Genomic DNA, 22,961 nt, shown 5'->3' with positions numbered 1-22,961 from the left:
CGGGCCCGGCATGATCGGCGGACAACCCCCCACGGGGCCCGACGTCCTCCGGGAGCCGCCGATGTCCGTCACCCGACGCAGCCTGCTCGCCGCCGGCGCCATCGCCTTCAGCGGAGCGCTGGGCGCACTGTTCGCCGGCGGCTCCCCCGCCTCATCCCGGGCGGCCCGGGCCGCCGGCGGGTACGGGCCGCTGCTCCCCGACCCGCGCGGGCTGCTCGATCTGCCCGCCGGGTTCACCTACCGGGTGCTCTCGCGGGCGGGCGAGCCGCTGCGCTCCGGTGAGGGTGCCGTCCCCGCCAACTGCGACGGCATGGCCGCCTTCGACGCCGGGGGCGGCCGGGTCCGGCTGGTACGCAACCACGAGAACCGGGCCACCGCCGCCCTGCGCGTCCCCGCCGTGCCGGGGCTGACGTACGACCCGGGGGCGCTCGGCGGCTGCACGGCGCTGGACCTCGCCCCGGACGGGCGGGTCACCGGCGAGCGCGTCGCCCTCGCCGGCACCGCCGTCAACTGCGCGGGCGGCCGCACCCCCTGGAACACCTGGCTGAGCTGCGAGGAGACCGAGGACCGGGCGGGCACCTCCGGCTACGACCGCGACCACGGCTACGTCTTCGAAGTGGACCCCGCCCGGCCGCGGCGCACGGGGGCCGTCCCGCTCACCGCGATGGGCCGCTTCGCGCACGAGGCCGTCGCCGTGGACCCGTACCGGGGGGTGGTCTACGAGACCGAGGACGCCTTCGTCCGGCCGTTCGGGCTGTTCTACCGGTTCCTGCCGGACCGGCCGCTCGGCGGTACCGGTTCGCTGCGGGCCGGCGGCGCCCTGGAGGCCCTGCGGGTCCCGGGCCTGGCGGACCTGGCGGCGGTGGACGAGCCCGGGGCGGAGTTCCCGGTGGAGTGGCTACCCGTACCGGATCCCTCGGCGGCCGCCACCCCGATCCGGCACCAGGACTTCGGGCCGGGCGGCATCACCCACGCGCAGAAGCTGGAGGGCTGCTACTGGGGCGGCCACGGCGTCCACTTCGTGTCCAGCTACGCCCGCAGGGGCGAGGGCGCGTCCGCCGACCACCACGGACAGGTGTGGTTCTACGATCCGCGCCGCGCCCGGCTCCGGCTCGACGTGCTCTTCGGGCCGGCCGCCGACGTACAGCTGCCCGGGGACTCCCCCGACAACATCTGCCTGGCCCCGGACGGCGGGCTGATGGTGTGCGAGGACGGCGGCGGGGCGCAGTACGTGTTCGGGGTGACGGCCGGCGGCGAGGTCTACCCGGTGGCGCGCAACGCCGACGACATCGGCGCGCCGGGCGCGCCGGAGTGGGGGGAGTTCGCCGGGGCCACCTTCTCCCCCGACGGGCGGACCCTGTACGTCAACGCCTACGCGCCGGGCACCACCTTCGCCGTGACGGGCCCCTGGCGGCGCTGACCGGGGGTCTCGCGGCACGCGGAGGAGCGCCGCGGACACCCACTTGTCACATAGTCATATATTTTGCCTGCGTGACCATTTCTGTGCGCAAGGTTGCGGCCGCGGCCGCACTCAGTGCCGCCCTCACCGCTTCCCTCGCCGGCTGCGGCGGCTCCGGCACCCCGGACGCCGGCCGCGAAGCCCGCCTGGGCACGCCCGCGGCACCCGCCCCCGCGGCGTCCGCGCCCGGCTCCGCGGCCCCCTCCCCCAGCCCCTCGTCCGGCGCCCCCGGCGCCCCGCTCGCCGGCGCGCCCGGCAAGGCGCCGACCCTGGCACCCGGCCCCGACGGCCTCACCCCCGTCTTCGAACGGGCCAGGCAGCACACGGACAAGACCGTGGCGCTGACCTTCGACGCCGACATGACCTCCGACCAGGGGCCGCGCGCCGCCGGCGGGGAGCGCTTCGACAACCCCCAGCTGATCTCGACGCTGCGCACCCTCAAGGTGCCCTCGACGATCTTCATGACGGGCCGCTGGGCCGAGGAGTACCCGGACCAGGCCAAGTCCATCGGGACCGACCCGAACTTCGAGATCGCCAACCACTCCTACAGCCACCACGCCTTCACGTCCCCCTGCTACGGCCTCCCCGCGCTGGACGGCGCCGCCGCCCGGGCCGACGTGGACCGGGCCTTCGCCGCCTTCCGCCAGGCCGGCGCCGTCAACACCGTCCCGTACTTCCGCTTCCCCGGCGGCTGCTACGACGACCCTGCGCTGCGGGCCCTGTCCACGGCCAAGGTGACAGCGGTGCAGTGGGACGTGGTCAGCGGTGACGCCTTCGCGAAGGACCCCGACGCGGTGGCCGAGCAGGTCCTCGCCGGGGTGAAGCCCGGCTCGGTGGTGGTGATGCACTGCACGCGCAGCGCCGCCCCGGTCACCGAGGAGGCCATCCGGAAGATCGTCCCGGAACTGCGCAAGCGCGGCTACCGCTTCGTGAAGGTCTCCGAACTGATCGGGACGTAGGCGTAGGAGTGCGCCCTGCCGGTCAGCCCGGCCCGACCGGCGAGGCCCCCAGCGGTCGGCCGTCGCCGGCGGGGGCCGGCCGCGGGCGTTCAGATACGGCGCGGCTCGATGGTCACCTCTGGTGCCGAGGAGCGTACGACGCTCGCGGCGGGAACGATCGCGCTTCCCATGCAGACGCTCGCAGCGACCACCGAGTGCCGGCCCACGGCGATCCCTGGGCCCAGGGTGATCATGCTGCCCGTCTGGACGTGGTCCCCGATCAGCCCGCCGAACCGGGCGGTCGTGCACCGGTAGGGCGATTCGTCGCCGGGGCCGTGAAGGACGATCTCCTTGACCGGCACGCGCATGTCGTAGTTCCACAGGCTGATCGCCGCAATGACCAGGTGCGCGGACAGGTGGGTGTCGGTGCCGACGACGGAGTGCCCGATACCCACCTGGTGGCCGAGAACGGTGCTCTCCCCGACGAAGGAGTGGGTGACCTCGCACCCGAAGCCGACGGACACGCCGGCGCCGAGGACCGAGCCCTTGCGGACGGTTGAGAACTCGTGGACTCGGACGCCGGGCCCCACGATCACGTCTTCGCCGATGATCGCGGTGGGGTGGATCTTCGCGGTGGGGTGGATCCGGTCCGGCAGCACCTGCAAGGCGTCGTCGTGCAGGCTGTCCCAGCGGGCGAGGAAGCCGGACAGCTCGAACTCTCCGAGCTTGCCGTATCCGGTGGCCTCCAGGCCGGACGCGTACGGGTTGCTGACGTAGTCGCCGATACGAATGGACTCGGGCACGTGAATGCTCCTCCAAGTCGTCTTTCGGTCGGGGGATATCAGGCCGCTTCGGCGGCTTCGCGCCGCAGGAAGTCGGGCAGCGCGGCCGGGGTGTTGTCGAGCCATGCCACGTAGCGGGCGACACCCTCGGCAACCGTGATGGTGGGCTCCCACTCCAGGGCGGCGGTCATGCGGGCGGTACCGGCCGTGCCGCCGAGCGGGTCGCCCTCGGGAAGGGGCCGGTCCTGGAACTCGGCGTCCGGGTAGTGACGGCGGATGAGCTGGGCCACGTCACGGATGGATGTGGCCCGGCCGGTGCCGATGTTGAGGGTCTGCCGGTCGGCGCCGGGGGCGAGCATCGCGCGAATCGTGGCCTCGGCGATGTCTTCGACGTGGACGAAGTCCCGGACCTGCCGTCCGCCGCCGTTCAGGTGCAGGGGAAGTCCGAGCTTCGCGCGCATCGCCATCCAGGCGACCACCCAGGAGTGGGAGCCTTCCTTGACGGTCTGAGGCTCGCCGTAGACGGAGAAGTACCGCACCGACGTGTGGGAGACGTTGGCCTTGCCCAGCACCAGCGCGGTCTGCGCCTCGCCCCACGCCTTGCTGTTCGCGTACACCGACAGCGGGGCCAGGGGCAGGTCTTCGCGCCAGGTCTGCACGTCGTGGCGCTTGGGGTCGCCACTGCCGTAGACGGCCGCCGAGGACACGAAGACGAACCGGTGGACGCGGGCGTTGCAGCGGCGGACCGCGTCCAGCAGGACTTGCGTGCCGGTGACATTGGTCCGGATCGCGGCCATGGGGTTGCGGGTGCAGGCGGCAACATCGGCGACGGCGGCGGCGTGCACCACATAGTCGGCTTTCCGGACCACGTGGTCCATCAGGGCCACGTCGGCAATGTCGCCCACGATGGTGTCCCGGTCGGTCATGTGCACGCCGAACAGGTCGGCGTAGACCGTGGCGGGGTAGGCATCCAGCTTGCCCACGGCGAGCACGCGGGCCCCGGCGGCGCGGAGGCGGGCAGTGATGCGGGAGCCGACCAGGCCCCCGCCTCCGGTAACCACCACGGTGGAACCGGCGAGGGCAGCGGACAGGTCGGCGTCGGTCAGCGGCATGGCGGTCTCCTCGGACTCGGCGAACGGAGAGGCGTTGCACGGGGCAGGGAGTCGGGGCTCCACCGGAAGAAACGGTGGAGCAGGCCCCGGGTCTCGTCTCGAACAGTGAACTCGCCGGCACGGAAAGTGAGTACGGTGTGCGGGGTGGGAACCCGTTCAACCCGTTCAAGATCGTTCGCAAGGGGGGCGTCGTTGGCAGGAGATCGGGTGCCGAACAGCGCGTTGGCGGACGTCATCGAGGAGTCCGGGGCCACGTACTTCGCGCTGGCCAGGGAGATCCGCTCTGTAGCGGCCGAGGCCGGGCAGCGGCTGGCCACCGGCCCTTCGGCCGTCGCCTACTGGGTTGCCGGCGGTACACCGTCGGGCCGGACTCCGCTCTACATCGCCGAGGCACTGACCAGACGGACGAAGCGCAAGGTGACGGTGGCCGAGATCGGTCTAGGCTCCGCTCTCACCGGCGTGGCCCTGGACGACGACCCGCTGGCCGCCATCGCCGATCTCGGGAGATCCGTCATGCAACGTCGCCGCGACTTTCTCGGCGCCACCTTCACCACCGCCGCCGTCGGCCTGCCCCTGGCCTACGACCACGAAGCGGTTGCCGCGACGCTCCGCGCCCCCGAGGGTGGCGCCACCATCGGCCTCAGGGAGGTGACGACGGTCCGGCAGCTGACCGAGACATTTCGCAGCGTGGACGAACGGATGGGCGGCGGCCATGGCCTGAGCACCATCACCGCATACCTGACCGACACCGTCGCCCCCATGCTCAGCTTCCGGTTCGCCACCGCCACCGTCCGCGCCGCGGCCTTCGGGGCTGCAGCCCAGCTTGCCTGTCTGGTCGGCTGGAAACACCACGACCTCGGCCGGGAGGGCGCCGCCCAGCGCTACTACCTGCTGGGCTACCAGCTTGCCTGCGAGGCGGACCCGACCGGCCACGCCGCGTGGATGATGCGAGCGCTCACGCACCAGGCCCTTGACCTGGGTCACCCCGCGTCGTGCCCCGAGCTGGCCGAAGCGGCCTTGGGCCGGGCGGCGGGAAAGGTGGACCGGCAGACCGAGGCCCTGTTGCTGGTGACGGCCGCCAGGGCGTACGGTGCCCGGGGCCAGGGCGCCAAGGCGGCCCGTGCCCTGCTGGCGGCCGAGGATGCGGTGACGGACACCCGCGACCCGGTGCCGGCCTACGCCGCTGCCTCCGGCCCGGTGGCGGCCACCGTCGCCTCCCACACGGGCAGGACCCTGACCGCGATGAAGGACCACCCGGCGGCCGAACGGCACTACCGCCGGGCCCTGGCCGGCCGCACCCCCGGCACCTACCAGCTCAAGCACGGGCTGACCATGGCCACCTTGGGGACATCGGTGGCCGCCCAGCACCGCCACGAGGAAGCCGTGGGCCTGTGGGCCCGCTCCCTGGACTTCATGGGCGGCGTGGTCTCGGACCGCAACAGGCAAGCCGTCAAGACGATCAAGTCGGCGGCGGCCGGCTACCGCAAGCGGGGCGTGGCCGGAGCCGCGAACCTGGACCAGCGCGCCGCCGAACTACTGAAAGGCCAAGCGTGACCAGCACGAGCAGCAGGACGCCGACGCTGGGGGCCGTGGTGCTGACCATGGGCGACCGTCCCACCGAACTGCGGGCCCTGCTCGACTCGGTGGCCGCCCAGGAAGGCGACCCCGCCACGGTCGTGGTCCTCGGCCAGGGCGTCTCGCTGCCCACGCTGCCGGACGGGGTGGCCCGTGTGGAGCTCCCCGAGAACCTGGGGATCCCCGGGGGACGGAACGCCGGGGTTCAGTGGCTGCGCGAGAACGGCGGCGTGGACATCGTCGTGGTCCTGGACGACGACGGTCTGTTGCCCCACAAGGACACCTTCCGCCTGGTCCGGGAAGCCTTCACCGACAACCCCCACCTGGGCGTGGCGGGGTTCCGGATCGCGGACGAGACCGGGGCGAGTCAGCGTCGGCACGTCCCCCGCCTGGGCGGCAAGAACCCTCTGGTGTCCGGACCCGTGACGACGTTCCTCGGCGGCGGCCACGCCATCCGTATGCGCGTGATCGACGAGGTGGGCGACTTTCCCGCCCGGTTCTTCTACGCCCACGAGGAAACCGACTTCGCTTGGCGGGCCCTGGACGCCGGCTGGGACATCGACTACCGGGCCGACATGGTCTTGCAACACCCGCGCACCGCGGCGTCCCGGCACGCGGTCTACTACCGCAACACCGGCCGGAACCGGGTCTGGCTCGCCAAGAGGCATCTGCCCGCCGTCCTCGTGCCGGCCTACCTGGCGGCCTGGGCCGCGTACACGATCGCGCAACGGCCCCCGCTGTCGGGCCTGACCGCCTGGTGGGCCGGGTTCCTCGAGGGAGTACGAACGCCCTGTCCGCCCCGGCGGCCCATGCGGTGGCGGACCGTGTGGCGGATGACCCGTCTCGGCCGACCCCCCGTGATCTGACGAGCGCCCACCACTGCTGCAGGGGCCCCGCCCACACCGGTGAGGTTCAGTGCCCCGCCGCCTGCTCGGTGAGCTCGCTCGGGCGGACGATGACGAAGCCCTCGCCGCTCAGCTTCAGCTGGACCGCCTCGCCGGATCCGCCCCGGATCATCGAGCCGACCGACTGGGATCGGTGCAGACCCGTCTCCAGCTGGGCGCTCCAGCCGACCACCGCGTCCGTGTCGACGTGGACGGGGGCCTGGGCGGTGACCGGGATGATGATCGGGTGCCCGTCGCAGACGACGGCGAGCTTGCCGGTGCCGGTGAAGACGCTGTTGAAGAGGCCGCCGCCGGTCATTCCGGCGCCCTTCACCATCTTGATCTCGTAGGACAGCGTGGGGTCGAAGCACAGGACGTTGCGCCCGTTGACGGTGAGGGCGTCTCCGTGTTCGAGGTCGATGATGAAGCAGTTGGCCGCCTGGTGGGCGAACCACGCCTCGCCCTGGCCTCGTACGGACATCAGCGCCAGGCCCTCGCCCGTGACGGCGCGCTTGAGCATGCCGCCTATGCCCTGCCCCTTGCGCTCGAACTGCAGGTCGCCGCGGAAGGCGACCATCGATCCCTGACGGGCCAGCATCTCCCCGTTGACGTTGTACTTCACGGACTTGGCGTTCTGCAGGCTCATGCCGGGGGTGGCGGCGGCCTGGGCCAGGTTCTCGGACGCGAAAAGATCACTCTTCATGGACCCGATCCTCACCCGGGCCCGCCACCCGGGACATCCTCCTCAAGGCGGAGCCTGGCATCCTTGGCGGGATGAGCAGCCAGCACACGAACGACACCTCCGGCGTACCCGCGGTCGGGGCCGACAGCGCCTTCCGGCGGGAGCACGTACTGCGCGACGAGGCCCCGCAGTTCGTCCTGCCGCTGGTCGTCCGCATCGAGAAGGCGGAGCCGCCCGCCCGCACCGACGCCCTGGAGACCGCGGCCCGCGCCGTGCTGGTGCTGCTCACCGACGAGCGGGCGCACGGCGGGGGCGAGTGGGCGCAGGCGGTCCGGGACTGGCAGGACGCGCGGATCCGCAAGGTGGTCCGGCGGGCGCGCGGGGCGGAGTGGCGCAAGGCGGAGACCCTGCCGGGCATCACGGTCCGCGGCGACGCCGCACAGGTCCGGGTGTTCCCTCCGGTGCCCCTCGACGGCTGGCCCAAGGAACTGGCCAAGCTCCAGGTCTCGGGCACCGACCTCGACGACCCGGAGCCGGTCGCCGCGGCCGACGGCCGCGCCCTGCCGGTGCTGTGGCTCAACCCCGCCCTGGAGATGTCGGCCGGCAAGGCGATGGCGCAGGCCGGGCACGCGGCCCAGCTGGCGTGGTGGGAGCTGACGCGGGCGGAGCGGGCCGCCTGGCAGGAGTCGGGCTTCCGGCTGGCCGTACGGACCGCGGCGCGCGAGCGGTGGGCGGAGCTGACCGGGAGCGGGCTCCCGGTGGTCCGCGACGCCGGGTTCACCGAGATCGCCCCGGGCAGCGCGACGGTCGTGGCCGACCATCCGGCGCTGCGGGCCCGGCTCTGACGTCTGCCCGGCGGCCGCTTCCGACCGGCCGGGAACCTCAAATGTTGCTCTGAACGTCCCCTCGTGCGGATTGGCGCGACCGCGTCGGGTGCATGACATCCGCACACAGTGCTTCGAGAGGGGGCGAGGGGACATGAAGCCCATGGCACACCTGGGGGTGGGCATCGGCTGGCGGCCGGAGATCGCGGACGCCGTCGAACGGCTGGACGGCCTGGACTGGGTCGAGGTGGTGGCCGAGAACATCTGCCCGGGCCACCTGCCCGAGGCTCTCGAGCGGCTGCGCGAGCGGGGCACGCGCATCGTGCCGCACGGGGTCTCGCTCGGCCTCGGCGGCGCCGACCGCCCGGATCCGCAGAAGCTGGCGGCACTCGGGGAGCGGGCGGTGGCGCTGGGGGCGCCGCTCGTCACCGAGCACATCGCCTTCGTACGGACGTCCTCGCCGGTGCTGGAGGCCGGGCACCTGCTGCCGGTGCCGCGCACCCGCGACGCGCTGGACGTGCTGTGCGAGAACGTCCGGATCGCGCAGGACGCGCTGCCCGTGCCGCTGGCGCTGGAGAACATCGCCGCGCTGTTCTCGTGGCCGGGCGAGGAGATGACGGAGGGGCGGTTCCTCACGGAGCTGGTCGAGCGGACCGGGGTCCGGCTGCTCATCGACGTGGCCAACCTGCACACCAACCGGGTCAACCGGGGCGAGGACCCCGCCGCCGTCCTGGACTCGATCCCGCTGGAGGCGCTGGCGTACGTGCACGTGGCGGGCGGCGTCGAACGGGGCGGCGTCTGGCACGACACCCACGCGCACCCCGTGCCGCCGGTCGTCCTCGACCTGCTGGCCGAGCTGCGCTCGCGGGTGGAGCCGGCGGGCGTGCTGCTGGAGCGGGACGACGACTTCCCGCCCGAGGCGGAGCTCGCGGGCGAACTGGCCGCGATCCGCGAGGTGCTCACGGCCGGCCGCACGGCCGCGCCGGGGTCGGCGGACGCGGTAGGGGCGCAGACCGAGGCCCGGCAGGCCGCCGCGACATGGGCGCGGACCGGGGCCGGGGACGAGGGCGGGCGGACTCGGGTGGGGCTCGCGCAGGCCGCCCTGCTGTCCGCGCTCGTGGCCGGGACGCCCGTGCCCGAGGGCTTCGACCGGGCGCGCATCCGGGTGCAGGTGCGGGCGCTGGCCGCCAAGCGGGCGGACGTGGTCGCCAAGGTGGCTCCGGAGCTGCCCGGGATCCTCGGCGGCCGCGAACCGTACCGCAAGGCCTTCCTCGCCTACGCCAAGGGCCGCCCCATGACCGCCGGATACCGCAGGGACGCCCTGGACTTCGCCGAGCACCTGCTGATCCAGGACCTGCCGGCCGACCCGGCCGCCCGGCGCCGGCTCACCGCCTGGTGGCAGGAACGGGCGGGGGCCAGGCCGCCGCGCCGCATCGTGCGCTGGGCCCGGGCGCTCGCGGGGAGGGCCGCGTGAACATCCTCGCCGCCGCGATCTGGATCGCCGTCGCCGTCTCATCCGTCCTGCTCGTGCGCGGGCTGCGCCGCGCCGGGTCCACAGCCGCGGCCCCGTCGGCCGCCCTCCACGACCTGTCCGAGGCCGCGTTCCTCGTCGGCGGCCCCGGCACCGTCGTGGACACCGCGCTCGTCTCGATGCTCGGGGACGGCCGGCTCGTCGTCGGCGGTCCCGGCATCGTCCAGGTACGGCCCGGGGCGCGGGCCGCGGATCCCGCCGAACGCGCCGTGCTCCACGCCCACGCCGGAGCCCCCTCGGGCTGGCTCTACCAGGTGCGCTACGCCGCCATGCGCGACCCGGCCGTCCAGGAGATCGGCAACGCCCTGGCCGCCCGCGGGCTCGTCGCCCCACCCGGCGGCGGCCGCCGCTGGCGCCGCTGGGGGCTGGTCCAGGCCGTCACGTGCGTGGTCTGGCTGGTGGCGTCGATCCCGCTGACCGTCGCCGGCTTCGCCCTCGATCCCGACCCCGGCGTGCCGTTCGTCGCGATGGTGGCGCCCGTACTGCTGGCCGGCATCGTCCTGGGGCTGCTGTGCATGGCCCGCGCCCGCAACCGGGTCACCCGGGCCGGACTGCGGGCACTGCGCGCCCTGCGCTCCGCGTACGTGAACGACCGCACCCCGCACGTGCAGACCGCGCTCTTCGGCCTGCGCGGCCTGCGCGACCCGTTCCTGCGCGCGCAGTTGGTGCCCGCCGCGCGCGGCACCCGGCTCGCGGCGGCCCAGGCGGGTGCGCGCACCCACCGCCCGCACACGCACCCGCACCCGTCCTCGTCCGACTCCTCGTCCGACCTGCTGCTGCCGGTGATGTGGTGCGCGACGAGCGACGGGGGCGGCGGAAGCGGCTCGGGCTGCGGCTCGTCCGGCAGCGGCTGCGGAGGCGGCGGCTCCTCCGGCTGCTCGGGCGGCGGCGGTTCGAGCTGCGGCAGCTCCTCCGGTTCCGGCTGTTCGAGTTCGAGCAGCTCCAGCTGTTCCAGCAGTTCCAGCTGTTCGAGTTCGAGCAGTTCCAGCTGTTCCAGCAGTTCCTGATACGGCAACCGGGGGTCACGGCCGCCGACACCGGCCGGTGATCCTTTACAAGTGCGGCACCCAGGCCTCTCATCGGTTCATCGGATGAGAGGCAGGGGTGTCATGCGCACGAGAACCGCACGCCACGGATCCGTCGTGGCCTCGCTCCTCCTCGCCATGGGCGCGCCCGCCGCCGTGGCCGCACCCGCCCCGCAGACCCCGGAGACCGCCGTCGCCGCGGCCGAGAGCGCCGGAGCCGCGCTCGCCGCCCGCCGGGCGGCCCTCGCAGCCGCCTCCCGTGGCGGCGGCGCCGCCGGGCTCGACTTCCGTGCCTGCCCGGCCGTCGAGGGCCTGCCGTCCCGCGTCCGGTGCGCCACCCTGCGCGTACCGCTCGACTACGCCCGCCCCGACGGCCCGCAGATCTCCCTCACCGTCAGCCGGGCGGCCGCCACCGGGGCCGGCGGCGCCGCCCGCCAGGGCGCGCTCGTCCAGAACCCGGGCGGCCCCGGGGCCTCCGGGATGTACTTCCCGCTCGTCGCCGACCTCCCCGGCTGGGAGCGGATCGCCGCCGCCTACGACCTCGTCGGCTACGCCCCCCGCGGGGTCGGGCGCTCGGCCCCGCTGTCCTGCACGGACCCGGCGGCCCGGGCCGGGGGCCCCGTCCAGGAGCCGGTCCGGCCCTCCCCCGCGTACAAGGAGGAACGGCGCGCGCAGGCCCGGGAGTACGCCAACGGCTGCGCGCGCCGGGCCGGCGCGGCCCTGCCGTACTACACCACCCTGAACAACGCCCGTGACCTGCACGTCCTGCGCGCCGCGCTCGGCGAGGAGAAGCTGACCTTCATGGGCGCCTCGTACGGCACCTACCTCGGCGCCGTCTACGCCACCCTGTACCCGGGCCACGTCCGCCGGATGGTCCTCGACTCGGCGGTCGACCCCGACCCGCGCCGCGTCTGGTACCGCAACAACCTCGACCAGGCACGCGGGTTCGAGGGCCGCTGGCACGACTTCCGCGCCTGGGTGGCCCGCCACCACGGCACGTACGGGCTCGGCACCACCCCGGCGGCCGTGCAGGCCGGCTACGAGCGGGTCCGGGACGCGGTGGCCCGTACCCCGGCGGGCGGGAGGGTCGGGACCGGCGAGCTGCGGGCCGCCTTCCTCCAGGCCGCGTACTACGACGACGTGTGGCCGGACCGGGCGGCCGCCCTGGCCGCGTTCCTGCGCGGCGATCCCTCGCTGCTGGCCGCCCAGGCCGCGCCCGACCCGGCGGCGGCGGCCGGCGCCGAGAACGCGACGGCCGTCTACACGGCGGTGCTGTGCAACGACGCCCCCTGGCCCGCCGACTGGGAGACCTGGGACCGCGACAACACCGAGCTGGCGCGTACGGCCCCGTTCGAGACGTGGGCCAACGCCTTCCTCAACCTGCCGTGCGCGTCCTGGCCGGTGCGCGGACGGCAGTCGCCGGTGGCGGTCGGGGCCCAGCCCGAGCGCCTGCCGCGGACCCTCGTGGTCGCGGCGGAACGCGACGGCGCGACCCCGTATTCGGGCGCACTGGAACTGCAGCGGCGGCTCGGCGCCGGGTCGTCACTGGTGACGGAGAGGGGGGCGGGCTCCCACGGAGTGGTCGGCGGACGCAACGGCTGCGTGGACCGGCACGTGGAGCGGTATCTGCTGACGGGCGCCACCCCGGGGTGGCGCGTGCGGTGCGCGCCGCATCCGGAGCCCGCACCGGTGTCGCTGGACGACGGGGCGGCGGGCGCCCGGAGGGCGCTGCTGCCGCCGGTCGTCTGAACTTCCGGGCGGGGTCTCCGGCTGCGTCGTTTCGGGGGCTGTGCCTCCCGATCCACCGGAGGCACTCACCTGACGGTGTGGTCGTCCTCCGGTCCTTCCCCCCAGGGGAGGTATCAGGCGAGCCCGGCCACCAGGTCGGCGACGGACTTGCGGCGCCCGGTGTAGAAGGGCACCTCTTCACGGACGTGCATGCGGGCCTCGGAGGCGCGCAGGTGACGCATGAGGTCGACGATGCGGTACAGCTCGTCGGCCTCGAAGGCCAGCAGCCACTCGTAGTCGCCGAGGGAGAAGGAGGCGACGGTGTTGGCGCGCACGTCCGGGTAGCCGCGGGCCATCTTGCCGTGGTCGGCGAGCATGCGGCGGCGGTCCTCGTCGGGCAGCAGGTACCAGTCGTAGCTGCGCACGAAGGGGTAGACGCTGACGTAGTCGCGGGCGACCTCGTCGGCCAGGAAGGCCGGGATGTGCGACTTGTTGAACTCGGCCGGGCGGTGCAGGGCCATGTTCGACCACACCGGCTCCATCGCGCGGCCCAGCTTGGTACGGCGGAACAGGTTGTACGCGGTCTGCAGCTCGTCCGCGGTCTCCGCGTGCCACCAGATCATGATGTCGGCGTCGGCGCGCAGGCCGGAGACGTCATAGGTGCCGCGGACGGTGATGTCCTTGGCGGCCAGCTGGTCGAACAGCTCCTGGACCTCGTCGGCGAAGCCGGTGCGGTCCTCGGGCAGGACGTCCTTCAGCTTGAAGACGGACCACAGGGTGTAGCGGATGACCTCGTTGAGGTCCTTCGCCTTCTTCCCCGCGTTGGGAATCTTCTCTGGTGCAGTCATGTGCCTATTGTCCCGTGCGCTGATCAGTGGTCGGAGCCAGGGGTGCCGTACGCGCGGCGAGCGAGGCGATCACCGCGTCCGCGGCCCGTCCGGCGCTCGCGACGCAGGCCGGAATGCCCACCCCGTCGTAGAGCGCGCCGCACACCGCGAGGCCGGGCAGGGCCTCGACCGCGCCGCGGATCCGGGCGACCCGGGCGAGGTGGCCGACGGGGTACTGGGGCAGCCCGCCGTCCCAGCGGGTGACGGTGGAGGCGACGGGACGGGCCGTCAGTCCCACGGCCTCGCCGAGGTCGGCGAGGGACACCTCGACGAGTTCGCCGTCCTCGCGCTCGAGGTCGCGCTCGTCGCCGTACCGGCCGACGGAGGTGCGCAGCAGGAAGAGGTCGGGGTCCCGGCCGGCCCAGGCCCACTTGCTGCTGGAGAAGGTGGACGCCTTGATGGTCCGGCCGTCGACGGGCGGCACGAGGAAGCCGCTGGCGCCGCCGCCGGAGACGGCCGCCGGCAGGTCGGTGCGCCGGAAGGCCATCGTGACCAGCGCCATCGAGGCGTATTCGACCTGGTCCAGCTCGGCCGCGGCGGCCGGCGCGAGGGTGTCCAGCAGTCGGGCGGCGGGCCCGGCCGGGACGGCCAGGACGACGCCGTCCGCTGCGAGGGTCTCCGCGGCGGAAACGACCCGCCAGCCTTCAGCCGTACGGAGGAGCTCGCGCACGGGGGCGCCGGTGACGATCCGCGCGCCGGCCTTGCGGCAGGCGTCGGCCACGGCGAGCGGGAGGCGTCCGATGCCGCCGTCGATGCCGGCGAAGACCGGGCCGGCCTGCTGGGGTCCGCCCTGCGCCCTGCGCTGCAGTTCGCGTACGCCGTCGCCCAGCAGGGCGTGCGTGCGGGCGACTTCGAAGAGCTGGGGCACCGCGGCCCGCATGGAGATGCGGTAGGCGTCGCCCGCGTAGACCCCGCCGAGCAGCGGTTCCACGAGCCGGTCGACGACCTCGCGGCCGAGGCGGGCGGCCACGTAGGCGCCGACGGCGACGTCCTCGCCGATCTCGGCGGGCGGCAGCGTCCGCTCGGCCTCGATACGGGCCAGGCCCTCGGCGGAGAGGACGCCGGAGGCGGCGAGGGGTCCGAGGTCGCCGGGGACGCCCATGACGTGGCCGCGCGGCATCGGCCGCAGCGCGCCGCGGGTCCACAGGTGGGCGGTGGCGGTGGCGGGCGGCTGCACGGCGTCGGCGAGGCCCACGGCCTCGGCGAGGGCGACGGCCTCGGGGCGGCGGGCGAGCATGGACTCGGCGCCGAGGTCCACCCGGGCACCCGCCAGCTCGCCGGAGTACAGCTTGCCGCCGAGCCTGGCTCCGGCCTCCAGCAGCGTGACGCGGGCGCCTTCGGCGAGCAGCCGGTGGGCCGCCGCGAGGCCCGCGATCCCGCCGCCGACGACGACGACGTGGCCGGGGGAGCCGGCGGGCCGGGTGGGCGTCCCCGGCCGATCCGTACGCATGTCCGCTTCGTGCATGGCCACATCGTCTCAGACCGATCACCGAGGCCGGACCGTGACCTCATCGGGACCGGCCCGGAACCGCGTGTGCGAAACCCGCGGCGGCACCCTGTACGTCGAAACGGCAACACCAGCCGATCATCGGGGGTTCACAGCGTGCGCAGCATCAGCAGACACCGTTCCGCGGCGGCCCTGGCCGCCCTCTCCCTCACCGGGGTCCTCGCGCTCACCGGCTGCGGGGCGGACGGCCAGGGCTCGGCGAGCGACAAGGCGGCGGTCGCACCGCCCGCGGCGGACGGGAAGGCCGGCGAGGGGGCGGCGGGCGCCGCGGCGGCCCCGGCCCCGGCGGGGTCCGCGGGGTCGGCCGCCAAGAACGACGGGGCGCCGGTCGCGGTCCGCCCGAACGTCATCCGCACGGCGACGCTCGGCATCGAGACGGCCGACGTCCAGAAGACCCTCGCGGCCGCCCGCACCGCGGCCGACGGCGCGGGCGGCTACGTCGGCAACGAGTCGACCCAGCGCGGCAAGGACGGCCGGATGACCTCGACGGTGACCCTGCGGGTGCCCGGGGAGCGCTACGACGCCGTGCTCGGCGCCATGGAGGGCAGCGGGAAGCTGCTGCACCGCAAGGTCGACGCGCAGGACGTCACGGAGAAGGTCGCCGACGTCGACAGCCGTGTCTCCTCGCAGCAGGCGAGCGTGGCGCGGGTGCGGGAGATGATGGGCAAGGCCTCGGCGCTGAGCGAGGTGGTGATGCTGGAGAGCGAGCTGAGCCGGCGCCAGTCGGACCTGGAGTCGCTGCTGGCGCAGCGGACGGCGCTGAAGGACCAGACCTCGATGGGCACGATCACGCTGACGGTCTCCGAACCCGCCCCCGCGGCGGTGGAGGAGAAGGAGAAGGAGCCCACCTTCCTCGGTGCGCTGGGCGGCGGCTGGGAGGTCTTCACGAAGGTCCTGCGCTACCTGCTGGCGGCGTTGGGGGCGCTCCTGCCGTTCCTGCTGACGGCCGCGCTGGTGGCGGCCCTGGTACGGCTGTACCGGCGGTGGCGGCCGGCGCGTCCGAAGACGGGCCTGACCGCGAAGCGGGTGCCGCTGCCGGCGGCGCGGAAGGCACCGCCGGCCGAGGCCCCGGCCAAGGACACCGGGGCCGACGTGCAGGACTGAACGCGCGTTCGCACGTAGCGTGTTCACCATTCGACGGTGGTGAAGGGGCGGTACGGCGATGGCGACGGAACGACTGGTGGTGGTCGGGGGCGACGCGGCGGGGATGTCCGCCGCGTCGCAGGCCCGCAGGCTCAAGGGCGCCGGGGAGCTGGAGATCGTCGCCTTCGAGCGCGGCCGTTTCACCTCCTATTCGGCGTGCGGCATCCCGTACTGGGTCGGCGGTCTGGTCGCCGAGCGCGACGACCTGATCGCCCGAACCCCCGAGGAGCACCGGGCCCGCGACATCGACCTGCGGACCCGCACGGAGGTGGTGGAGCTCGATCTGGCCGGGTGCCGGGTCCGCGCCCGCGATCTGGACGGCGGATCCGAGTCGTGGACGCCCTACGACAAGCTCGTCCTGGCCACCGGCGCCCGGCCGGTGCGCCCCCGCCTGCCCGGCATCGGGGCGCACGGGGTGCACGGCATCCAGACCCTGGACGACGGCCAGCGCCTCATGGACGCGCTGGAGCGCACGCCGGGCCGGCGGGCGGTGGTGGTCGGCGCGGGGTACATCGGCGTGGAGATGGCCGAGGCCCTGGTGCTGCGCGGCTACGAGGTGACCGTCCTGCACCGGGGCGAGCAGCCGATGGCCACGCTGGACCCGGACATGGGCGGGCTGGTGCACACCGCGATGAACCGCATGGGGATCGTCACGGTGGCGCGCGCGGAGGTCACCGAGGTCCTCACGGACGAGGAGGGCCGGGCCCGCGCGGTGGTCACGGCGGCCGGCGAGGAGTATCCGGCGGACGTGGTCGTGCTCGGCATCGGCGTGGAGCCGCGCACGGCGCTGGCCCGCGCCGCCGGCCTCCCGCTCGGCCCCTCGGGCGGCATCCTCACGGACCTGTCGATGCGCGTGCGGGGCCACGGGAACATCTGGGCGGGCGGCGACTGCGTGGAGGTCCTCGACCTGGTCGCGGGCCGCACCCGGCACATCCCGCTCGGCACCCACGCCAACAAGCACGGCCAGGTCATCGGCTCGGGCGTGGGCGGCGGCTACGCGACCTTCCCCGGCGTGGTCGGCACGGCGGTCAGCAAGGTCTGCGACCTGGAGATCGCCCGTACGGGGCTGCGCGAGCGGGACGCGCTGGAGGCGGGCCTGCGCTTCGTGACGGCCACCATCACCTCCACCAACACGGCGGGCTACTACCCGCGGGCGGCGGAGATGACGGTGAAGATGCTGGCGGAACGCCGGACGGGCCGGCTCCTGGGCGTGCAGATCGTCGGCGGCGCCGGTTCCGCGAAGCGGGTGGACGTCGCGGCGGTGGCCCTCACGGCAGGTATGACGGTGGACCGGATGGTCTCGCTCGACCTCGGCTACGCCCCGCCGTTCTCCCCGGTCTGGGACCCGGTGCTGGTGGCGGCCCGCAAGGCGGTCTCCGCGGTCCGCGCGGCGGGGGTGTAGCCGTCCGGGGCCGGGGGGCAGGTGCCGCGGGCGCCTGCTCCCCGGGGCCCGGTCACAGCACTAGCGCTGCGTCTTGGTGTGGACGTAGTCCACCAGGCGGGTCAGGGCCTCGGGGTCGGTCGTCGGGAGGACGCCGTGGCCGAGGTTGAAGACGTGGCCCTCCAGGCCGGCGGCCGCCGCGAGGACCTCGTCCGTCTTGGCCTCGACCGCCTCCGTGGTGGAGAAGAGCACGGCCGGGTCCAGGTTGCCCTGGAGGGCCTTGCCCGGGCCGACCCGGCGGGCCGCCTCGTCGAGCGCGACGCGGTAGTCGACGCCCACGACGTCCGCGCCGGCCTCGCCCATCAGGCCGAGGAGCTCGCCCGTGCCCACGCCGAAGTGGATCCGCGGGACCCCGTAGGAGGCGACGGACTGCAGGACCTTCGCCGAGGCGGGCATGACGGAGCGGCGGTAGTCCGCCGGGGCGAGCGCGCCGACCCAGGAGTCGAAGAGCTGGACGGCGGAGGCGCCGGCCTCGATCTGGACCTTCAGGAAGGCGGAGGTGATCTCCGCGAGGCGGTCGAGCAGGTCCGCCCAGAGCTGCGGGTCCCCGTACATGAGGGCCTTGGTGTGCTCGTGGTTCTTCGACGGGCCGCCTTCGACCAGGTAGCTCGCGAGGGTGAAGGGCGCGCCCGCGAAACCGATCAACGGCGTGGAGCCCAGTTCACTCGTGAGCATGCCGATCGCCTCGGTGACGTACGAGACGTCCTCAGGGGTGAGGTCGCGCAGCTGTGCGAGGTCCTCGCGGCGGCGGATCGGCTGGGCGACGACGGGGCCGACGCCCGGCTTGATGTCCAGGTCGACACCGATGGCCTTGAGCGGGACCACGATGTCGGAGAAGAAGATCGCCGCGTCGACGTTGTGGCGCCGCACCGGCTGCATGGTGATCTCGGTGACCAGGTCGGGCCGCATGCAGGACTCGAGCATCGCGGTGCCCTCGCGGACCTTGCGGTATTCGGGGAGGGAGCGCCCGGCCTGCCGCATGAACCACACCGGCGTGTGCGGCACCGGTTCCCGCCGGCACGCCTTGAGGAAGGCGGAATCGTACGTCTGGCTCGGCTGGCCCTTGGGGCTGTCGTTGGCGCTCACGACCCAAATCTTCGCACGTATGAAGAAGTGCCCGCCCCGGCGCGGGTGTCCCTGCGCCGTACGGCCGCACATACCGCCTAGTCTTCCCCGCATGGCTGCGGCTCAGGGACGATTTTCAGATGGCGCCGACGGTACGGACAGTGCGAAGGAGAACTCCGTCCCACTCCCGTTCCGCCGGGCGGTCGAAGGGTTGAAGAAGGCCCGGCTGCGCCCGGGGGTCGAGATCGATCCGACGAAGCCGCCCCAGCGGCTGGCCCCGTACGCCTACGCGCTGGAGGCCGCGGTGGTGGACGGGGAGGACGACCTCGCCGACGGCCGGCTCATCCTGCTCCACGATCCGGCCGGCCACGACGCCTGGCACGGCACCTTCCGGCTGGTGACGCTCGTGCGGGCGGAGCTGGAGCCCGAGATGGCCGCGGACCCGCTGCTGCCGGAGGTGTGCTGGTCCTGGCTGACGGGGGCGCTTCAGGCGCGCGGGCTGGCCTACGGGGAGGCGAGCGGGACGGTGACCATGGCGAGCTCGCACTACTTCGGCGGGCTCGCGGAGCGGCGGCCGGCGACGCAGATCGAGATCAGGGCCTCCTGGACGCCGCGCGAAGGGGTGGGCGGGGTGCCGGACACCTCGGCGCACCTGTCGGCGTGGTGCGAACTGATCTGCCAGATCGCGGGGCTGCCGCCGGTGGGTCCGACGGACACGGCGACGGGTGTGGTCTCCCTGCCACAGCGCCGCGGTCCGCACCACCCGTAGGCACGGGGCCGTCCGGCCGCCACGGGCGGGGAACGCCCGGCCGAAGCCCGCGAGCGAGTGTCACAACCCGGCCTCCGTTGTGGGCTTCTGATCACCCGATGATCGATCGTGCGTCCGAATTGCCCGAATTGTTACTCACCAAATCGTGATCATTCTCTAAAGCCGGGCGGGTGACGTGCCGAAGGAGTCAGTGACCATCCGCACGGTTCGCACCGGCTTCCTTCCCCGAGCCGGCCGTCCCGCCACTCCCCCAGGAGGCCTAGGTGTCCGTTCTTCTCGAGCAGCCCGCAAGCCTGGTCGCCTACCGCCCGAACAAGCCGACGGCCATGGTCGTCGTGGCCGACCCGCGCGTCCGTTCCACCGTGACCCGCCATCTGTGGGCCCTCGGAGTCCGTGATGTGATCGAGGCGTCGTCCATCGCGGAGGCCCGCCCCCGCGTCGGCAGCCCGCGCGACATCTGCGTGGCCGACGTACACCTGCCCGACGGTTCCGGTCTCACCCTGCTCTCCGAGACCCGCGCCGCAGGCTGGCCGAACGGCCTGGCCCTGTCCGCCGCCGACGACATCGGCGCCGTGCGCAACGCCCTCGCGGGCGGCGTGAAGGGCTACGTCGTCACCGGTACCCGGACCAACATCGGGCTCCCCACCCGGCCCGGCGCCGCCCCCATCGGCGCTGCCGCCGCCCGCATGCACCGCCGCCCCCCGGGTGCCCCGAGCCACCCGGGCGGCTACCGGGAGCTCTCCGGCCGCGAGGTCGAGGTCCTGCGCCTCGTCGCGGAGGGCCAGTCCAACAAGGCCATCGGCGTCTCGATGGGCCTGTCCGCCCTGACCGTCAAGTCCCACCTCGCCCGCATCGCCCGCAAGCTGGGCACCGGTGACCGCGCCGGAATGGTCGCCGTGGCCCTGCGGACCGGGATCATCCACTGAACGCGGGCCGGAGCGCACGAATACACGTCCGGCAATACCCACGGAAAACTTCCCGCGTACTCACCGCGCCCGTCGACGGAACGTTCCGGCGACGGGCGCGTCGTATACACGGATACCCTTGACCGGTGACCGACGCCCAAGAGACCGCAGCAGACCTGCGCACCACCACCGGGGGCGGCCCCCCGGACGACGTCGTTGTTCCGCCCGGTGGGGTGCCGATTCCTTTGCTGGAGCCCCGTGAGGGGATTCCGCCGGTGGTCGCCGACGCGGACGCCCTCGCCGAGGTGGTCGCCGCCTTCGCCGCCGGCACCGGCCCCGTGGCCGTCGACGCCGAACGCGCCTCCGGATACCGCTACGGCCAGCGCGCCTACCTCGTGCAGCTGCGCCGCGAGGGTGCCGGGTCCGCCCTGATCGACCCGGTGGGCTGCCCCGACCTGTCCGCGCTGGGCGAGGCCCTCTCCGGCACCGAGTGGATCCTGCACGCCGCCACCCAGGACCTGCCGTGCCTGCGCGAAATAGGCATGGTTCCCACCTCGCTGTTCGACACCGAGCTGGCGGGCCGGCTCGCCGGCTTCCCGCGCGTCGGACTCGGCGCGATGGTCGAGAGCGTTCTCGGCTACGCCCTGGAGAAGGGCCACTCCGCCGTCGACTGGTCCACCCGCCCGCTGCCCGAGCCGTGGCTGCGCTACGCCGCCCTGGACGTGGAGCTGCTGGTGGACCTGCGGGACGCCCTGGAGAAGGAGCTGGACCGGCAGGGCAAGCTGGAGTGGGCCCGGCAGGAGTTCGACGCCATCGCCGCCGCTCCCCCGGCGCCGCCCCGCAAGGATCCGTGGCGCCGTACGTCCGGGATGCACAAGGTGCGCCGCCGCCGGCAGATGGCCGTCGTACGGGAGCTGTGGGAGTCCCGGGACCGGATCGCGCAGCGGCGCGACGTGTCGCCGGGCAAGGTGCTGGGCGACGCCGCGATCGTCGAGGCCGCGCTCGCGCTGCCCGCGAACGTGCACACCCTCTCGGCCCTGCCCGGCTACGGGCAGCGGATGGGCCGCCGCCAGCTCGACCAGTGGATGGCCGCCGTGGACCGGGCGAAGGCGCTGCCCGAGAACGAGCTGCCGCAGCCGGGCGCGACCCCGGCCGGACCGCCCCCGCCGCGCTCCTGGGCCGACAAGGACCCGGCCGCCGCGGCCCGGCTGGCCGCGGCCCGCACCGCGGTCTCGGCGCTGGCGGAGCAGCTGAACCTGCCCCAGGAGAACCTGATCACCCCGGACACGGTCCGCCGCCTGTGCTGGGAGCCCCCGCAGCGGCTGGAGGCCGACGCGGTGGCCCAGGCCCTGGCCCTGCACGGCGCCCGGCCGTGGCAGATCGAGCAGGTGACCCCGGTCCTGGTCACGGCCCTGGCCGCGACGGCCTGACCGGGCCGCGGCCGACGCCGAGCCGGACCGGCGGGGTCCTCACTCCTGCGAAGTGAGGACCCCGTCCTCGTCCCGGTAGAAGCTCCCGCCCTTCTCGCCGAACACCTTGCCGTTCTTGAGCCATTGCTCCGACATGGCGTGGAGGTGGGTCGCCGCCCGCTCCCAGACGATCTGGTGACCCGCGCAGGCGAGCCGGAACATCAGCTTCTTCTTCCCTGGGATCAACCGGTACAGCTCGGGCACCGAGAAGTACAGCAGCCCCAGGTCCGGCGCCGTGTTCACGATGGAGTCGTGCTCCCCGTACACGAGGCAGACGGGCACCGTCTGGCCGAGGACGTTGTGCAGCGGCACGGTCGTGGAGTTCCACCCCCACCAGTACGAGTTCCGCACCCTGACGAACCCTGTCGGTGCTCCGGGCGTCGGACCGCCCCACGTGGCACCGAGCGCGTCGACGTCCTGGATCGCCTTCCACACCTCGTCGAGCACACCGTTCTCACGCTGGTCCGGACACTTCAGGTCCCTGGCCCACGACGCCGCGAGCCCGTTCTTCGAGGTGACGGACATCGGGTAGCCGAAGGCCGCCGCCGGGGTGCCCACCGGCATGTCCACCGGCGCGCCGAAGTCGGTGTTCTCCTTGCTGGCCCTTCCGTTGGGCGGGAAGATCGGCGCCGCCAGAAAGAGGCTCTTGACCTTGTCGGCGTGCTGGATCGTGTACGGCCCGAGCTGCTGCGCGGCCGCGGACCAGCCGATCAGGTCGATCTTGGCCGTGGGATCGCCGATCTCCTTGCGGATGTACTCGACGACCGTGTCGACCTCGTCCCAGTCGCTCTGGGAGTTGTTCAGCTGGTGGGGGTACTTCGCGGGGGTGTCCGGGGTCGGCAGGTCGGCCGGGGGGATCGGGTTGGGCGAGAGCAGCGGGCGCTGCACGGGGCTGACGTTGAGCGGTTCGTCCATCACCGCCGGATGGGCCGACAGGCCGGACCCCTGGAGCTCCATCACGAAGACGTCGTAGCCCGCCCTGGCGAGTTGCTCGGCCCAGCTGTAGTTCTTGTTCGGGGGGTCGAAGCCCGCCACGGCCGGGACGCTGCGGCCGTGCAGCATCAGGACGGGCTTGCGCGGGCCGCTCACGGGCCTGCGCTCCCGTACGAAGAGCTTGACGATCTGCCCGTCGTTGACCGGGATGCTCGACCTGTGGTCGACGTAATGGTCCTTGGAGGTTGTCTGGAACGCCATCGATGGCTCCGTTTTCGCCGGTGGGTCCCGGGCGGGCGCCC

General features: G+C 73.7%; 20 protein-coding genes. 13 read left to right on the top strand and 7 right to left on the bottom strand.

The window, feature by feature from the left end; translation table 11 throughout:
* The first annotated feature begins 61 nt into the window (after nucleotides 1–61).
* Both AVW11_RS08205 and AVW11_RS08200 read left to right on the top strand, forming a co-directional pair.
* Nucleotides 62–1,420, top strand: a complete 1,359-nt coding sequence (locus AVW11_RS08205; RefSeq protein ID WP_076043637.1) for an alkaline phosphatase PhoX — start codon at nucleotides 62–64, stop codon at nucleotides 1,418–1,420.
* A gap of 71 nt (nucleotides 1,421–1,491) precedes the next feature.
* Nucleotides 1,492–2,418 carry a polysaccharide deacetylase family protein gene (locus tag AVW11_RS08200; RefSeq protein WP_420856369.1) on the top strand — a complete coding sequence of 309 codons (927 nt, stop codon included), beginning with the start codon at nucleotides 1,492–1,494 and terminating at the stop codon, nucleotides 2,416–2,418.
* Nucleotides 2,419–2,507: 89 nt separating this feature from the next.
* Here AVW11_RS08200 and AVW11_RS08195 read toward each other — a convergent pair whose 3' ends face one another.
* Together AVW11_RS08195 and AVW11_RS08190 are read right to left on the bottom strand one after the other, a co-directional pair.
* On the bottom strand, nucleotides 2,508–3,200 hold the full coding sequence (locus AVW11_RS08195; RefSeq protein WP_076043636.1) for an LbetaH domain-containing protein: 693 nt from the start codon (nucleotides 3,198–3,200) through the stop codon (nucleotides 2,508–2,510).
* A gap of 38 nt (nucleotides 3,201–3,238) precedes the next feature.
* Nucleotides 3,239–4,291 carry an NAD-dependent epimerase/dehydratase family protein gene (locus tag AVW11_RS08190; RefSeq protein WP_076043635.1) on the bottom strand — a complete coding sequence of 351 codons (1,053 nt, stop codon included), beginning with the start codon at nucleotides 4,289–4,291 and terminating at the stop codon, nucleotides 3,239–3,241.
* 192 nt (nucleotides 4,292–4,483) lie between these two features.
* On the opposite strand from AVW11_RS08190, the gene AVW11_RS08185 reads away from it, so the two are divergent.
* Both AVW11_RS08185 and AVW11_RS08180 read left to right on the top strand, forming a co-directional pair.
* Entirely contained in the window at nucleotides 4,484–5,845 is a 1,362-nt protein-coding gene (locus AVW11_RS08185) for a tetratricopeptide repeat protein (RefSeq protein ID WP_076043634.1), read from the top strand.
* Between the two features lie 47 nt (nucleotides 5,846–5,892).
* A complete protein-coding gene (locus AVW11_RS08180; protein ID WP_079250559.1) occupies nucleotides 5,893–6,732 on the top strand; it encodes a glycosyltransferase family 2 protein in 840 nt (279 codons plus the stop codon).
* 46 nt (nucleotides 6,733–6,778) lie between these two features.
* Here AVW11_RS08180 and AVW11_RS08175 read toward each other — a convergent pair whose 3' ends face one another.
* Entirely contained in the window at nucleotides 6,779–7,453 is a 675-nt protein-coding gene (locus AVW11_RS08175; RefSeq protein ID WP_030847702.1) for an AIM24 family protein, read from the bottom strand.
* A gap of 71 nt (nucleotides 7,454–7,524) precedes the next feature.
* On the opposite strand from AVW11_RS08175, the gene AVW11_RS08170 reads away from it, so the two are divergent.
* The 4 genes from AVW11_RS08170 to AVW11_RS08155 all read left to right on the top strand — a co-directional run bounded on the left by AVW11_RS08170 (nucleotide 7,525) and on the right by AVW11_RS08155 (nucleotide 12,561).
* Nucleotides 7,525–8,277, top strand: a complete 753-nt coding sequence (locus tag AVW11_RS08170) for an aminoacyl-tRNA hydrolase (protein ID WP_030847699.1) — start codon at nucleotides 7,525–7,527, stop codon at nucleotides 8,275–8,277.
* 133 nt (nucleotides 8,278–8,410) lie between these two features.
* Nucleotides 8,411–9,730, top strand: coding sequence for an MbnB/TglH/ChrH family RiPP precursor modification enzyme (locus AVW11_RS08165; protein WP_076043632.1), 1,320 nt, complete (start codon nucleotides 8,411–8,413; stop codon nucleotides 9,728–9,730).
* Nucleotides 9,727–10,794 carry a TIGR04222 domain-containing membrane protein gene (locus tag AVW11_RS08160; RefSeq protein ID WP_076043631.1) on the top strand — a complete coding sequence of 356 codons (1,068 nt, stop codon included), beginning with the start codon at nucleotides 9,727–9,729 and terminating at the stop codon, nucleotides 10,792–10,794. Before AVW11_RS08165 ends, AVW11_RS08160 begins: the two co-directional genes overlap by 4 nt.
* A 102-nt stretch (nucleotides 10,795–10,896) precedes the next feature.
* Nucleotides 10,897–12,561 carry an alpha/beta hydrolase gene (locus AVW11_RS08155; RefSeq protein WP_076043630.1) on the top strand — a complete coding sequence of 555 codons (1,665 nt, stop codon included), beginning with the start codon at nucleotides 10,897–10,899 and terminating at the stop codon, nucleotides 12,559–12,561.
* 113 nt (nucleotides 12,562–12,674) lie between these two features.
* Here the strand turns inward: AVW11_RS08155 and hemQ are convergent, their stop codons facing one another.
* Entirely contained in the window at nucleotides 12,675–13,388 is a 714-nt protein-coding gene (gene hemQ, locus AVW11_RS08150; protein ID WP_030847678.1) for a hydrogen peroxide-dependent heme synthase, read from the bottom strand.
* 4 nt (nucleotides 13,389–13,392) lie between these two features.
* Nucleotides 13,393–14,877, bottom strand: a complete 1,485-nt coding sequence (gene hemG, locus AVW11_RS08145; protein WP_076043654.1) for a protoporphyrinogen oxidase — start codon at nucleotides 14,875–14,877, stop codon at nucleotides 13,393–13,395.
* Nucleotides 14,878–15,030: 153 nt separating this feature from the next.
* Between hemG and AVW11_RS08140 the strand changes: the two genes are divergently transcribed.
* On the top strand, nucleotides 15,031–16,038 hold the full coding sequence (locus AVW11_RS08140) for a DUF4349 domain-containing protein (protein ID WP_063898571.1): 1,008 nt from the start codon (nucleotides 15,031–15,033) through the stop codon (nucleotides 16,036–16,038).
* Nucleotides 16,039–16,096: 58 nt separating this feature from the next.
* Nucleotides 16,097–17,479: an FAD-dependent oxidoreductase gene (locus AVW11_RS08135; protein WP_060179836.1), complete on the top strand. Its 1,383-nt coding sequence runs from the start codon at nucleotides 16,097–16,099 to the stop codon at nucleotides 17,477–17,479.
* Nucleotides 17,480–17,539: 60 nt separating this feature from the next.
* Here AVW11_RS08135 and hemE read toward each other — a convergent pair whose 3' ends face one another.
* Nucleotides 17,540–18,604, bottom strand: coding sequence for a uroporphyrinogen decarboxylase (gene hemE, locus AVW11_RS08130; protein WP_030847666.1), 1,065 nt, complete (start codon nucleotides 18,602–18,604; stop codon nucleotides 17,540–17,542).
* Between the two features lie 91 nt (nucleotides 18,605–18,695).
* Here hemE and AVW11_RS08125 point away from each other — a divergent pair, with 91 nt between their 5' ends.
* From AVW11_RS08125 to AVW11_RS08115, 3 genes are all read left to right on the top strand, one after another.
* Nucleotides 18,696–19,352, top strand: coding sequence for a DUF3000 domain-containing protein (locus AVW11_RS08125; RefSeq protein ID WP_076043629.1), 657 nt, complete (start codon nucleotides 18,696–18,698; stop codon nucleotides 19,350–19,352).
* A 263-nt stretch (nucleotides 19,353–19,615) separates the two neighbouring features.
* Nucleotides 19,616–20,278, top strand: a complete 663-nt coding sequence (locus AVW11_RS08120; RefSeq protein WP_007267191.1) for a helix-turn-helix transcriptional regulator — start codon at nucleotides 19,616–19,618, stop codon at nucleotides 20,276–20,278.
* A gap of 125 nt (nucleotides 20,279–20,403) precedes the next feature.
* Nucleotides 20,404–21,687, top strand: coding sequence for an HRDC domain-containing protein (locus tag AVW11_RS08115; RefSeq protein WP_030847660.1), 1,284 nt, complete (start codon nucleotides 20,404–20,406; stop codon nucleotides 21,685–21,687).
* A gap of 39 nt (nucleotides 21,688–21,726) precedes the next feature.
* Here the strand turns inward: AVW11_RS08115 and AVW11_RS08110 are convergent, their stop codons facing one another.
* Nucleotides 21,727–22,920, bottom strand: a complete 1,194-nt coding sequence (locus AVW11_RS08110) for an alpha/beta hydrolase (protein ID WP_079250554.1) — start codon at nucleotides 22,918–22,920, stop codon at nucleotides 21,727–21,729.
* Between the last annotated feature and the right edge of the window lie 41 nt (nucleotides 22,921–22,961).

The organism is Streptomyces amritsarensis (assembly GCF_001953875.1).
GTDB lineage: Bacteria > Actinomycetota > Actinomycetes > Streptomycetales > Streptomycetaceae > Streptomyces > Streptomyces amritsarensis.
Note: the sequence above shows the minus strand (reverse complement) of the source record. Positions and strands in the feature narration are given on the sequence as shown.

Coding starts and splice junctions, on each gene's coding strand:
- AVW11_RS08165 (WP_076043632.1), top strand. CDS start 8,411: ATGAAGCCCATGGCACACCTGGGGGTGGGCATCGGCTGGCGGCCGGAG.
- hemQ (WP_030847678.1), bottom strand. CDS start 13,388: ATGACTGCACCAGAGAAGATTCCCAACGCGGGGAAGAAGGCGAAGGAC.
- AVW11_RS08110 (WP_079250554.1), bottom strand. CDS start 22,920: ATGGCGTTCCAGACAACCTCCAAGGACCATTACGTCGACCACAGGTCG.
- AVW11_RS08125 (WP_076043629.1), top strand. CDS start 18,696: ATGGCTGCGGCTCAGGGACGATTTTCAGATGGCGCCGACGGTACGGAC.
- hemG (WP_076043654.1), bottom strand. CDS start 14,877: ATGCGTACGGATCGGCCGGGGACGCCCACCCGGCCCGCCGGCTCCCCC.
- AVW11_RS08135 (WP_060179836.1), top strand. CDS start 16,097: ATGGCGACGGAACGACTGGTGGTGGTCGGGGGCGACGCGGCGGGGATG.
- AVW11_RS08190 (WP_076043635.1), bottom strand. CDS start 4,291: ATGCCGCTGACCGACGCCGACCTGTCCGCTGCCCTCGCCGGTTCCACC.
- AVW11_RS08205 (WP_076043637.1), top strand. CDS start 62: ATGTCCGTCACCCGACGCAGCCTGCTCGCCGCCGGCGCCATCGCCTTC.
- AVW11_RS08180 (WP_079250559.1), top strand. CDS start 5,893: ATGGGCGACCGTCCCACCGAACTGCGGGCCCTGCTCGACTCGGTGGCC.
- AVW11_RS08170 (WP_030847699.1), top strand. CDS start 7,525: ATGAGCAGCCAGCACACGAACGACACCTCCGGCGTACCCGCGGTCGGG.
- AVW11_RS08155 (WP_076043630.1), top strand. CDS start 10,897: ATGCGCACGAGAACCGCACGCCACGGATCCGTCGTGGCCTCGCTCCTC.
- AVW11_RS08175 (WP_030847702.1), bottom strand. CDS start 7,453: ATGAAGAGTGATCTTTTCGCGTCCGAGAACCTGGCCCAGGCCGCCGCC.